The organism is Pseudomonas karstica (genome assembly GCF_009707515.1).
GTDB lineage: Bacteria > Pseudomonadota > Gammaproteobacteria > Pseudomonadales > Pseudomonadaceae > Aquipseudomonas > Aquipseudomonas karstica.
Map to the genome: position 1 here is coordinate 106025 of NZ_WLYI01000021.1, position 11726 is coordinate 117750.

The 11726-nt window shown below is 58.5% G+C and carries 12 protein-coding genes and 1 pseudogene; 10 read left to right on the forward strand and 3 right to left on the reverse strand.

All coding sequences use genetic code 11. The annotated features are described in order from the left end of the window. Positions 1-71: 71 nt before the first annotated feature. Entirely contained in the window at positions 72-977 is a 906-nt protein-coding gene (gene rsmI, locus GIR22_RS16310; RefSeq protein WP_178122307.1) for a 16S rRNA (cytidine(1402)-2'-O)-methyltransferase, read from the reverse strand. A gap of 176 nt (positions 978-1153) precedes the next feature. Here rsmI and GIR22_RS16315 point away from each other — a divergent pair, with 176 nt between their 5' ends. The 4 genes from GIR22_RS16315 (at position 1154) to GIR22_RS16330 (ending at position 4613) form a co-directional block, all read left to right on the forward strand. Next, positions 1154-2965 (forward strand): penicillin-binding protein activator, encoded by a 1812-nt coding sequence (locus GIR22_RS16315; protein ID WP_154744326.1) that lies wholly within the window; start codon positions 1154-1156, stop codon positions 2963-2965. Continuing rightward, entirely contained in the window at positions 2965-3351 is a 387-nt protein-coding gene (locus GIR22_RS16320) for a YraN family protein (protein WP_154744327.1), read from the forward strand. The genes GIR22_RS16315 and GIR22_RS16320 overlap by 1 nt, the downstream gene beginning before the upstream one ends. A 90-nt stretch (positions 3352-3441) precedes the next feature. After that, the gene (locus GIR22_RS16325; protein WP_007904374.1) at positions 3442-4035 is read left to right on the forward strand and encodes a phosphoheptose isomerase; all 594 of its coding nucleotides are present in this window, start codon (positions 3442-3444) and stop codon (positions 4033-4035) included. Continuing rightward, on the forward strand, positions 4032-4613 hold the full coding sequence (locus GIR22_RS16330) for a BON domain-containing protein (RefSeq protein ID WP_154744328.1): 582 nt from the start codon (positions 4032-4034) through the stop codon (positions 4611-4613). Before GIR22_RS16325 ends, GIR22_RS16330 begins: the two co-directional genes overlap by 4 nt. Before the next feature lie 70 nt (positions 4614-4683). Here GIR22_RS16330 and GIR22_RS16335 read toward each other — a convergent pair whose 3' ends face one another. Further along, positions 4684-5451 carry a YiaD family glycine zipper/OmpA-like lipoprotein gene (locus tag GIR22_RS16335; RefSeq protein WP_154744329.1) on the reverse strand — a complete coding sequence of 256 codons (768 nt, stop codon included), beginning with the start codon at positions 5449-5451 and terminating at the stop codon, positions 4684-4686. A gap of 488 nt (positions 5452-5939) precedes the next feature. Between GIR22_RS16335 and GIR22_RS16340 the strand changes: the two genes are divergently transcribed. The 6 genes from GIR22_RS16340 (at position 5940) to hutG (ending at position 11263) form a co-directional block, all read left to right on the forward strand. Then, on the forward strand, positions 5940-6677 hold the full coding sequence (locus GIR22_RS16340) for an IclR family transcriptional regulator (protein WP_154744330.1): 738 nt from the start codon (positions 5940-5942) through the stop codon (positions 6675-6677). A 47-nt stretch (positions 6678-6724) separates the two neighbouring features. After that, a complete protein-coding gene (locus GIR22_RS16345) occupies positions 6725-7477 on the forward strand; it encodes a transporter substrate-binding domain-containing protein (protein ID WP_154744331.1) in 753 nt (250 codons plus the stop codon). A gap of 67 nt (positions 7478-7544) precedes the next feature. Beyond that, a complete protein-coding gene (locus GIR22_RS16350; RefSeq protein WP_154744332.1) occupies positions 7545-8210 on the forward strand; it encodes an amino acid ABC transporter permease in 666 nt (221 codons plus the stop codon). Continuing rightward, positions 8210-8983 (forward strand): amino acid ABC transporter ATP-binding protein, encoded by a 774-nt coding sequence (locus GIR22_RS16355; protein WP_154744333.1) that lies wholly within the window; start codon positions 8210-8212, stop codon positions 8981-8983. The genes GIR22_RS16350 and GIR22_RS16355 overlap by 1 nt, the downstream gene beginning before the upstream one ends. Continuing rightward, a complete protein-coding gene (locus tag GIR22_RS16360; protein WP_154744334.1) occupies positions 8973-10418 on the forward strand; it encodes a formimidoylglutamate deiminase in 1446 nt (481 codons plus the stop codon). Before GIR22_RS16355 ends, GIR22_RS16360 begins: the two co-directional genes overlap by 11 nt. Further along, positions 10415-11263 carry an N-formylglutamate deformylase gene (hutG, locus tag GIR22_RS16365; RefSeq protein ID WP_154744335.1) on the forward strand — a complete coding sequence of 283 codons (849 nt, stop codon included), beginning with the start codon at positions 10415-10417 and terminating at the stop codon, positions 11261-11263. Before GIR22_RS16360 ends, hutG begins: the two co-directional genes overlap by 4 nt. Before the next feature lie 357 nt (positions 11264-11620). Here hutG and GIR22_RS26445 read toward each other — a convergent pair. Then, a pseudogene (locus GIR22_RS26445) lies at positions 11621-11726 on the reverse strand (hypothetical protein); the annotation flags it as partial.

The window sequence follows — 11726 nt, forward strand, 5'->3', positions numbered from 1 at the left end:
GGCGCTCAGAACAAGCTTTAAAAGCCAACAACGCCATCATGTTCCGACGTAGCGCAGGTTAAAGCGTGGAACTATTCACTCTTTTGTTTATCCAGCGCGACTTGATACAGAACATTCTTGCGCACACCGGTAATTTCCGCCGCCAGGGCCGCTGCTCGCTTGAGAGGCATTTCCTTGAGCAACAAATCAAGGATGCGCATCGCTTCGCTGCCCACCGCATCTTCACTTTCCGGTGCCGACCAGCCCGCCACCAACACTACACACTCGCCGCGCTGCTGATTGCTGTCGCCTTCGACGAACGCACGCAGCCCTTCCAACGGCAAGCCCTTGAGGGTCTCGAAGGTCTTCGTCAACTCACGTGCCAGCAAGGCCAGGCGCTCACCACCGAAGACCAGCTCCATATCCTGCAAGCACTCAAGGATGCGGTGCGGCGCCTCGTAGAAAATCAGCGTGCGCGGCTCCTCCTTCAGCAACTCAAGACGCGCCCTGCGTCCTACTGCCTTGGCAGGCAGAAAACCCTCAAAGATAAAGCGGTCCGACGGAAGGCCGGCAGCAGACAATGCTGCAATCAGCGCGCACGCTCCCGGAATAGGCACTACATTGATACCTGCGGCTCGCGCCTGGCGGACCAGATGGTAGCCGGGATCGGAAATCAACGGCGTGCCCGCGTCGGAGATCAGTGCCACGTCGTCACCGGCGAGTAGTCGTGTAATAAACCGGCTACCCTCCTCACGTTCGTTATGCTCGTGACAGGCGGCCAATGGCGTGGTGATACCAAAATGCTGCAATAAACGCAGGGAGTGCCGAGTGTCTTCAGCCGCGATCAATTTGGCTTCACGCAACACTTTCAGCGCCCGTGCGCTGATGTCGTCCAGGTTGCCAATGGGCGTCGCCACGACAAAAAGCGAGCCTGCAGTGGAATTCAAAGGACCTGGAGCAGTCAAAGCGCACACCTCGATGATTGGCAAAAGCCACATTGTAGCGCGTAGACGCCAGGAAAATATGCCATCTAGGCAGGCGCCTTTGCCGTCATCCGCAAGACCTTGCAACATTTGCACGACCTAAATAGACGGTTTCACGCCAGTAACATCGCGCCCTGGCCAGTGCTTGGGTACAATTCCACGCTAATTTGATCGGTATCAGGAACACTTACATGATCGCTTGCCTGCGGCTGCTCTCCGCCCTCTGCCTCGCTGCCCTATTGGCCGCTTGCGCCAGCTCGCCCTCGTCCAGCCTTGGCGACCTTCCACGGACCCCGGATGCCAGTATCGAGCAACTGCTCGAACAGGCAACTTCGGCAAAAACCCCGGAAAAAGCCAGCTTGCTGCGCCTGAGCGCAGCGGATCTGGCTTACCACCAAAACAATCCCGCTCGCTCGGCGCAGATTCTTGCCCAAGTCCCGCTGGACTCCCTCAAGCCTGCGGCACAGGTGTTCGCCAGCACCCTGACGGCCGAACTGGCAATGACCCGCAACCAGCCCAAAGCGGCGTTGGCGGCGCTGAACCACCCAAGCCTGCAAAACCTGAAGGAGCTGGCACCAGAGCAGCAGATCCGCACCGGCACTGTGCACGCCCGTGCCTATGAAGCTGACGGCCAGACCCTGGCCGCCGCTCGCGAACGCGTTGCCATGGCCCCCTTGCTCAGCGGCGACACAGCCAGTAGCAACCATGAAGCCATCTGGGCCTTGATTGCAGCCGTACCTGCCGAACAACTGCAAGCCACCAACAACCCGACACTGGACGGCTGGGTCTCCCTGGCCCTGGCAGTCAAGGGCGCGGGAACCCTGGAACAGCAGCAGGCCGCCATCGACACCTGGCGCGTCCAGAACCCTGGCCATCCAGCATCCTTGCAACTGCCGCAGCCACTGATCAAGCTCAAGGAACTGGCCAGCCAACCCCTGAGCAAGATTGCCTTGCTGCTGCCACAGGAAGGGCCATTGGCCAACGTTGCCAGGGCACTGCGCGAAGGTTTCATGGCCGCTCACTACCAAGCTGAACAGGCCGGGCAAAAACCCCCGATCATTGAGTTCTATGACAGCTCGCGCCTGAGTTCCATTGACGACTTCTATGCCAAGGCCCAGGCCGCGGGCGTGCAACTGGTAGTTGGTCCGCTGGAGAAACCGCTGGTCAAGCAACTCAATGATCGCCCGCAACTGCCGATCACTACGCTGGCCTTGAACTACAGCGAAACCGATCAGGGCCCGGCGCAATTGTTCCAGTTTGGCCTGGCGGCCGAAGACGAGGCACGTGAAGTATCCCAGCGTGCCCGTGCCGACGGCCTGCACCGCGCAGCAGCCATGGTGCCGAAAGGCGAATGGGGTGAGCGTGTATTCAGGGCTTTCCGTCAGGATTGGGAAGCCAATGGCGGCACCGTGATCGGCGTTGAGTACGTTGACCAACCGGTGGCATTGGCCCAGCAGATCGCCGATCTGTTCCATCTGCGCCAGAGCGAAGGTCGTGCCAAGAGCCTGCAAAGCACCGTAGGGACAGACGTCGCCGCCCAGCCTTCGCGTCGCCAGGATATCGAGTTCATCTTCCTGGCTGTCCCCCCACAACTGGCCCAGCAGATCAAGCCGACCCTGAACTTCCAGTACGCCGGCGATGTGCCGGTGTATGCGACGTCCCATGTGTACAGTGCCAGTGGCGACAGGAACCAGTACCTCGACATGAACAACGTCATGTTCTGCGAAACACCTTGGTTGCTCAACACCACCGACCCGCTGCGCAACCAGGTCGCCGCCCAGTGGCCGCAAGCCAATGGCAGCCTCGGTCGTTTGTACGCAATGGGCGTTGACGCCTATCGCCTGGCGCCGCGCCTGGGCCAACTCAAGGCCCTGCCAGACACTCGTATCGACGGTCTCTCCGGTAACCTGGGCATCAGCCCGAACCAACGGGTCGACCGTCAATTGCCATGGGCCCAGTTTGTCAATGGCCAGGTCCAGCGCCTGCCTGATACCTCGCGCTAATGCCCCAGCAGTCGAGCGCACAAAGCGGCAAGGACGCCGAACTTCAAGCGCTCAAACACTTGCAACAACAAGGTCTGCGGTTGCTGGCGCAGAACTGGTTGTGCAAGCGCGGCGAGCTTGATCTGGTCATGCTTGACGGCGATACAGTAGTATTTGTCGAAGTCCGTTACAGAAAACACGCACAATGGGGTGGCGCGCTCGCCAGTATCGATAGGCGCAAACGTCAAAAGCTGACACTCGCCGCGCAGTTTTTCCTGCAAAGCGAGCGTCGGTGGGCCGATCATCCTTGCCGTTTCGATGTGGTTGCCATAGAAAGCACCCCGCTGGGAACAACCGATCTGATCTGGCTGCCCGATGCCTTTGACAGTTGCGATTTTGGCAGCTGATACGCCGGACACTCATCGCACACTTTTGCTCTTTGCTTTGCGGGCTGCACATTTCTGTGCCAACCAGCCGCGCTACTTAAGGTCACACAGATGGACATGCAATCCCGAATTCGCCAGCTTTTCCAGGCCAGCATTGATACCAAGCAACAGGCGATGGACGTACTTGCACCGCACATTGAGCAAGCCAGCCAAGTGATGGTCAACGCTCTGCTCAACGAAGGCAAAATGCTTTCGTGCGGCAACGGCGGTTCGGCCGGTGATGCCCAGCACTTCTCCTCCGAGTTGCTAAACCGCTTCGAGCGTGAGCGTCCAAGCTTGCCGGCCATCGCCTTGACCACCGATTCGTCGACGATTACCTCGATCGCCAACGACTACAGCTACAACGAAATCTTCTCCAAACAGATTCGCGCCCTTGGCCAACCCGGCGACGTACTGCTGGCGATTTCCACCAGCGGCAACTCGGCGAACATTATTCAAGCGATCCAGGCCGCACATGATCGAGAAATGATTGTCGTAGCATTGACCGGACGCGATGGCGGCGGCATGGCCTCACTGCTGTTGCCCGAGGATGTGGAGATTCGCGTCCCGGCCAATGTCACGGCACGTATTCAAGAAGTCCATCTGCTGGCGATCCACTGCCTGTGCGATCTGATCGACAGCCAACTGTTCGGGAGTGAAGAATGATTGTTAACCGCCTCAGCCTATTGGCCCTCACGCTGTGCCTCGGCATCAGCGGCTGCACCTCGGCAATCACCGCAACACGCGATACGCCCATCCAGGACGACAGGGGCACCCGTACCTTCGGTAGCAAGATTGACGACTCGCTGATCGAAACCAAGGTCGGCGTCAACGTCGCCAAGGCTGCCCCGGACCTGGGCAATGGTGCCTCGCGCATCGTGGTGACCAGCTTCAACGGTGTAGTACTGCTCGCAGGGCAAACACCACGAGCCGACCTCAAGGCCCAGGCTGAACAAGCGGCTTCATCCGTTCAACGGGTCAAGAAGGTCCACAACGAATTACAGGTAATCGAACCCATCACGCTGCTGGCAATCAGCAACGATGCCTTGCTGACCACCAAGATCAAGGCGCAGATGCTGACCGACAGTGCGGTGCCCGGCTCACGGATCAAAATCGTCACCGATAACGGCATCGTTTACATGATGGGCCTGCTGACCCAGGCGGAAGCCACTCGCGCGGCCAACCTGGTACAGAGTGTGTCTGGAGTGCAGAAGATTGTGAAAGTGTTCGAATACATCGACTGATGTAAACCCACAGCCACAAAAAAGGGCGCCGTGCATTGATTGCACGGCGCCCTTTTTTGTGGCTGTGGGTTTACTGGTACTGCTGGTATGGATTGCCCTGGAACTCGTTGTTTTGCTGAGGCGCCTGTTGCTGGGCAGGTTGGCCATATTGCTGGCCGGGGATAGGCCCGAGGTTGACCTCTACACGACGGTTCTGCGCACGACCGTTTACGTCGGCGTTGCTGGCAATCGGGTTATCCGGACCGGCCCCGCGAGCACTCAGGTTGGTTTGGCTGACCCCCTGGGATGTCAGGTAAGTAGCCACACTTTGCGCACGACGCTGGGACAGGTCCATGTTGTGCTGGCGGCTGCCGGTGCTGTCGGTGTAGCCGACGATCTGAATGGTGTTCTGATTGAACTGCTTGAGGGAGCCCGCCAGGTTGTTCAATGGCGTGTAGAAACTACTGGCAATAGCGGCTGAATCAGTCGCGAAAGTGATATTACCCGGCATGATCAACTTGATCTGATCGCCTTGGCGCTGAACTTCAACGCCAGTATTGGCCATGCTTTCGCGCAGTTTTTTCTCCTGCTGATCAGCGTAATAGCCATAGCCCGCCGCACCGATACCGGCGACCGCAGCGCCGATCAAGGCGCCCTTGCCACGGCTGTTATGATCAATGGCCGCACCGGCCAATGCACCGGCCAGTGCGCCGAGCCCACCGTACTTGGCGGTTTTGCTCATACCCTGGGAGCCACTATCGGCCTGCCCCTGGCTACCGTCATATGGGTTAGGGGATGCACAGCCAGACAACAAGGCAACAGCCGTAGCAACAACAAGCAGACGACGCGAAGTGAACATGAAGGAAGCTCCTACTTTTGCATTCTATGATGCAGAGGACATTGGCAATGGACCTGTGCCGACGTTGGAACGCGACAAACGGTAAAAATTCCGTTCCCAGCCAGGCCCAAATAAAAATGGTCAACCGTCCTACAACCGGCGGCGAGCATAGTGGAACCCTAGCAGACACCTGCTGAATAAGAGTTGTCATTTTTTCTACGCATGTCGTCAGATGATTGTCATTAAATGTCCGAAAAACACCCTGCGCCCCTCAAGCCCTGATGAAGGAACTCTCACGCATCTCATCTCCCAGCCGCGCATCCGGACCCAGGCAGCTCAACTGACAGTGACTTGCGCTTGCCCCGGTGTGGACTCGTGAGACAGGTTTACGGCACTGATTTTCGAACGTGACCCTTGGACACTTTTTGGCCTGGAATCAAATCGCTTAAGTTTCCCACTCAGTGGGAATCACCCGTACAAAATGAGAATTCGTACTCTATAGTGCCGGCATGATCGACCTCGAAAGCAAAAGCATCGTAGACCGCGTTCTGCACGTATTGGTGTGTATCGCCAAGGCAGGGCAACCCATTGGCGCCAAGCGTATTGCCGCTCGGGTTGATATGCCGTTGAGCACGGTCTATCGCCATCTCGCGGCCCTGAAAAAATGGGGCCTGATCCAGGAGCACCTGACGACCGGGCTTTACGAGCCAGGAGCCATGGCAGTGCAACTGGCCTGGGGCTTTGATCAGAACTCCAACCTGATCAGCCAAAGTCGCGACGAAATCAGCGCTCTGGTAGACCGCTCCGGCGAAAGTGTAGGCCTGCTGATGTACGCCAACGAGCAGGTGGTTTGTATCGCCATGGAAGAAAGCAGCCGTTCGCTGCGCTGTTCCTTCACCAAGGGCCGTGCCCATTCCCTGATGCAGGGGGCCTCGGCGAAAAGCTTGCTGGCGTTTTTGCCACGCCCGTTACAAAAGCGCCTTATGGATGAGCAGCTGGGTCATGACCCGGCGGCCGTGGCCGACCTCGAGCAACAGCTGATGGACATTCGCAACCGCGGCTTTGCCATCAGCGACAGCGAGGTGGATGAGGGTGTCTGGGGGGTCAGCGTTCCGCTGATTTCCCATGATGAACGATTGGAAGGAACCATAACCTTGATGGCGCCTTCACTGCGTGTCGGGACCCGTAAAGAAGAGCTGATAAACCTTACAAGAAAAGCAGCCAGCCGCATTTGCAACCGTTTCTAACTGCCGGCTACATCCCGATTGCCCCCCATGATTTCGAGGAAGAACTTATGAAGTACTCCAGGCTGCTAGGCGCATTCGCGACAGCACTCACTCTACTGGCTTTCATACCGTTGTCGGCCAACGCCACTGATGACGTGCTACGGGTCGGTACCGACGCTACCTTCCCGCCGATGGAGTTCATCAAGGACGGTCAGCGTACCGGCTTCGATGTCGAGTTGATCGAAGCGCTGGGCAAGCAGATGAACAAGAAGGTGGAATGGATTGATATTGGCTTCAAGGGGCTGATTCCCGGGCTTATATCCAAGCGTTTCGATGTGGCGGCTTCCGCGATCTACATGACCGATGAGCGGCGCAAGGTGGTGGACTTTACCGACTCCTACTTCCGTGGCGGCCTGGCTGTGCTGGTGCTGAAGGACGACAAGACAATCAACTCCCCGGCAGACCTGGTTGCGGGCAAGAAAGTATCGGCTCAGGTCGGCACAAAATCCATCGCCTACCTCCAGGAACACTACCCAGGAGTCAAGGTCGTCGAGGTTGAAAAAAACCAGGCCATGTTTGATTTGCTGACAATCAATCGTGTGAATGCGGCTGTCACCGGCCGTCCGGCAGCGGCCGAATTCGCCAGAGTGGAGCCCCGCGTGAGGGTGCTTGACGAGGGCCTGACCACCGAGCTTTACGGCTTTGCCATGCGCAAGGGCGACACTGACCTGGCGGTGCAGATGAACGCTGCGCTGCAAACCCTGCGCGGCAACGGCGAATATGCAGCGCTGTCTGAAAAATGGTTCGGCGCCCAAGAATAACAACCGCTCTCTACGCCCGGGGCCTTCTTTCCGGGCGTGTCTATCGAAGATACCGTTGGAGTAAATTATGGACCTCGACTTTTCCCCGGTGTGGGACGGCTGGCGCTCGCTCGCGTCCGGTGCTGCCGTCACCATCGAAATCACCCTGGCTGCACTGATTCTGGGGTGTGTACTGGGGCTGTTGATCGGCCTGGGCCGCCTCAACCCAAAGCGTCGGATCATCTATGGCTTCTGCACGACCTACCTGACCCTGGTACGCGGCACGCCGTTGCTGGTGCAGTTGTTCATCCTGTTTTTCGGCTTGCCGCACTTTGGCATCCAGTTGCCCGCCTATGTGTGTGGCATCTTCGGGCTGGGCATCTACAGCGCAGCCTATGTTTCGGAAATCGTTCGAGGCTCAATTCAGTCGGTAGAGAAAGGCCAGATGGAGGCCGCTCGCTCACTGGGCCTGCCTTACAAACTGGCGATGCGCAAAGTCATTCTGCCCCAGGCATTCGTGCGCATGATCCCCTCACTGGGCAATGAATTCATTGCGTTGATAAAAAACTCTGCGCTGGTTTCGCTGTTGACCATTGCCGACGTGATGCATGAAGGTGAAAAGATCATCAGCGTTTCCTATCGCTCGCTTGAGGTTTACCTGGCTATCGCGGCTATCTATCTGGTCCTGACCGGTACCACCACGCTCATTCTGCGCCGTACCGAGAAAATGCTTCGTGCCGACGGGAGAGTCTGATGAGCGCGCCAATTATCGATATCAAAAACCTCAGCAAATCCTTTGGTGCCCATCACGTACTGCGTGGCATCGACTTCAGCGTACAGCCCACTCAGGTCGTGGTCATCATCGGCCCCAGCGGTTCGGGTAAAAGCACCTTCCTGCGCTGCATGAATGGCCTGGAAACCGCCGAGGGCGGCACGCTCGTGGCGTGTGGGCATACCGTGGTAGAGCAAGGGCGAATGATGTCCGAGGAAAAGCTCGACACGTTGCGCAGCGAAGTGGGCATGGTATTTCAGTCCTTCAACCTGTTTCCGCACCTGACGGTCCTGGAAAACATCACGCTAGCGCCCATGGCATTGCACGCCACTCCTCGCAAGGAAGCCCAGGCCCAAGGTATGCAGCTTCTGGAGAAGGTCGGGCTCGCGCACAAGGCTGACGTCTATCCGGGCACGTTGTCGGGCGGCCAGAAACAACGGGTAGCCATCGCTCGCGCACTGGCCATGGAACCCAAGGTCATGCTGTTCGATGAGCCAACCTCGGCTCTTGACCCGGAGCTTGTGGGGGAAGTGCTGCAGGTCATGCAGAACCTTGCCGCCGAAGGCATGACGATGATCATCGTGACCCACGAAATGGGGTTTGCCCGCGAGGTGGCCGATGTCGTGGTCGTCATGGACCAGGGCGTGATTGTGGAAGCCGCGCCCCCTGCACAGCTGTTCAGCGCCCCCAAAGAGGCGCGTACCCGTAGCTTCCTGCAGAGCATCCTCGCCCGCGAGGCGTCCCATGCTGTCTGAAGCAGTGCCCGGGAACAATCAGTCTGCCCCCGCCAATTCGATAGAGGCGCGCGGACTGTTCGCTGAAGTCGCACTGTTGCCCGACGGCTGGCACGAGAACGTGGTGTTGCGCTGGGATGCAGCCGGCGATCTTTACGACGTACAAACCGGCGCGGTACCAACGCCCGACATGCCCAAGGCCTGTGGGCCGGTGGTCAGTGGGATGCCCAACTTGCATTCCCATGCATTCCAGCGGGCAATGGCCGGACTTACCGAAACCCTGGGTGACCCTTCTGATTCATTCTGGAGCTGGCGCACCCTGATGTATCGTTTCGCCCAGCGTTTGCAGCCTGAACACCTGCACGCTATCGGTCGCCACCTCTACATCGAAATGCTCAAGGCGGGCTACACCTCGGTGTGCGAGTTTCATTATGTCCATCACGACGCCAATGGTCAGGCCTATAACAATCCTGCGGAACTGGCGGAACAGATCACTCACGCAGCGCAGGAGGTCGGCATCGGCATTACCCTGTTGCCGGTGCTTTACCAGTTCAGCGGCTTCGGGCAAAGCGCGCCCTCCCCTCATCAACGACGCTTTATTTCATCACCCGAATGGATTCTGAATTTGCGCGAGCAGATGAAAAAAAGCCTGCCAGAGAACGGCAACCGCTGTTATGGCGTGGCACCGCACTCGTTGCGTGCCGTGTCAGAAGACTCTCTGCAAGCGCTGATCAGCGGCTTGGATCGCGATGACGCACGGGCCCCCATCCACGTGCATATTGCCGAGCAAACCAAGGAAGTCGATGACTGCATCGCGACCCTGGGGCAACGGCCCGTGGAGTGGCTGCTGGATCGTCAATCTGTGGACAGTCGTTGGTGCCTGGTGCATGCCACGCACATGAATAATCAGGAGTACGCCGATGTCGCCCGCAGCGGGGCGACTGTCGGGCTTTGCCTGACCACCGAGGCCAACCTGGGCGACGGCATCTTCGATGCCCAGCAGTATCTTGCCTCTGGGGGACGCTGGGGTATCGGCTCCGACAGCAACACCTGCGTGAATCCGTTTGCCGAGTTTCGCCTGCTGGAATACGGACAGCGCTTGAGCCGTCGCCGCCGCAATGTACTGGCCGATCAGCACACCCCAGCTGTAGCCGACCGGTTGTTCGCCCAGGCCTTGGCCGGTGGTGCCGCAGCGACCGGGCGCCGGGTAGCGGGTTTGAGCGTGGGACAACGTGCCGACTTTGTGGTGCTTGACCGCAATGCCCCTAACATAGGCGACCGGCCGCATAAATTGCTGCTGTCTTCCCTGGTGTTTTGCGAGCACGGCGGTAACCCGGTACAGGACGTATTCGTGGGCGGTCAGCAGGTCGTCGCCAACGGCAACCACCCCTTGCAGGAACAAGCGCAGCGAGATTACCGCGCCACCCTGGCAGAACTATTGAAGGAATCGACATGAGCACTGATCAGGTTTTTACTCTACATCAGGGCAGCGGCCCGCTATTGGTCTCCATGCCCCACGTCGGCACGTATTTACCGCCCGACATCCGCGCCAAGCTGAGCCCTACAGGGCTCGCCATCGACGATACCGACTGGCATATCGACTCGCTGTACGATTTTGCAATTGGCCTGGGAGCGTCGTACCTACAGCCCACCTGTTCCCGTTACGTGATCGACCTCAATCGCCCCGCCGATGGCGCCAATCTTTATCCAGGCCAGAACACGACTGGCCTGTTTCCGCTCACCACCTTCGACGGCGTGCCGCTGTACCTGGAAGGCTGCGAACCCGATGAGGCCGAAGAGCAACGCCGTTTGCACATGTATTGGCACCCTTACCATTACGCGTTGCAGGCGGAACTGGCGCGGATCAAGGCCAAGCATGGTTATGCCCTGCTCTGGGAGGCGCATTCGATTCGCTCAGTGATTCCACGGCTGTTCGAGGGTTCGCTGCCAGTGTTCAATTTCGGCACGGCCGATGGTGCGTCCTGTGACCTTGGGGTTGCTCAGGAGTTGCTCAAACATACCCAGGCCCGCCTGCCAGATATGCCAGCGGTGCTGAACGGTCGTTTCAAGGGGGGTTACATCACCCGTACCTACGGCAACCCATCGCAGCATGTTCATGCGATTCAACTGGAGTTGGCGCAGCTCAGTTATATGCAGGAAGAACCGCCATACGCATTGGATAGCAAGCGGGTGGATCGACTGAAGCCGGTATTGAGCGAGCTGCTGGAGCATTTCATCGGTTTTAAACCCCACGATCAACTCGCCGCAAGCGTGCGGCGAGTCGAAGTGCCAGCGGCTTAGCGCGTTATTCAGACTCAAAACCTACCCCTGCCATCCCGGGACTACACGCGATTGCTCGACAGGTAGTCGCGCACATGTGTTTCTGCATCAAGCCGTAAGTTCTACTGTGCAGCGCCTTTCCGACCCTCGAGCCCGTGTGTCGGGGCGCCAGCTGGCAACCAAGCTTGGCGTGCGCGCAGAACCCCTCAACCGCCTGCTCGCCGACTGGCCTGCGCCAAGGGTTCGTTGCAGGGCAGCGCAGACACTGGAAAATCCTCGACCGTGGTGCGCTGCTTAGTTTGACTGGGGTAGCATAAGTTGAAAAGCGACGTAGCGGCGTCTTGAACAGTTGGGCCGCTACACCGGGGTTAGCCTATCTCAGACGGTCAAAATCATCTCAGGGATCGCCTCGAACAAGTCCGCCACCAGGCCGTAATCAGCCACCTGGAAGATCGGTGCTTCTTCGTCCTTGTTGATCGCAACA

Coding starts and splice junctions, on each gene's coding strand:
- rsmI (WP_178122307.1), bottom strand. CDS start 977: ATGTGGCTTTTGCCAATCATCGAGGTGTGCGCTTTGACTGCTCCAGGT.
- GIR22_RS16315 (WP_154744326.1), top strand. CDS start 1,154: ATGATCGCTTGCCTGCGGCTGCTCTCCGCCCTCTGCCTCGCTGCCCTA.
- GIR22_RS16320 (WP_154744327.1), top strand. CDS start 2,965: ATGCCCCAGCAGTCGAGCGCACAAAGCGGCAAGGACGCCGAACTTCAA.
- GIR22_RS16325 (WP_007904374.1), top strand. CDS start 3,442: ATGGACATGCAATCCCGAATTCGCCAGCTTTTCCAGGCCAGCATTGAT.
- GIR22_RS16330 (WP_154744328.1), top strand. CDS start 4,032: ATGATTGTTAACCGCCTCAGCCTATTGGCCCTCACGCTGTGCCTCGGC.
- GIR22_RS16335 (WP_154744329.1), bottom strand. CDS start 5,451: ATGTTCACTTCGCGTCGTCTGCTTGTTGTTGCTACGGCTGTTGCCTTG.
- GIR22_RS16340 (WP_154744330.1), top strand. CDS start 5,940: ATGATCGACCTCGAAAGCAAAAGCATCGTAGACCGCGTTCTGCACGTA.
- GIR22_RS16345 (WP_154744331.1), top strand. CDS start 6,725: ATGAAGTACTCCAGGCTGCTAGGCGCATTCGCGACAGCACTCACTCTA.
- GIR22_RS16350 (WP_154744332.1), top strand. CDS start 7,545: ATGGACCTCGACTTTTCCCCGGTGTGGGACGGCTGGCGCTCGCTCGCG.
- GIR22_RS16355 (WP_154744333.1), top strand. CDS start 8,210: ATGAGCGCGCCAATTATCGATATCAAAAACCTCAGCAAATCCTTTGGT.
- GIR22_RS16360 (WP_154744334.1), top strand. CDS start 8,973: ATGCTGTCTGAAGCAGTGCCCGGGAACAATCAGTCTGCCCCCGCCAAT.
- hutG (WP_154744335.1), top strand. CDS start 10,415: ATGAGCACTGATCAGGTTTTTACTCTACATCAGGGCAGCGGCCCGCTA.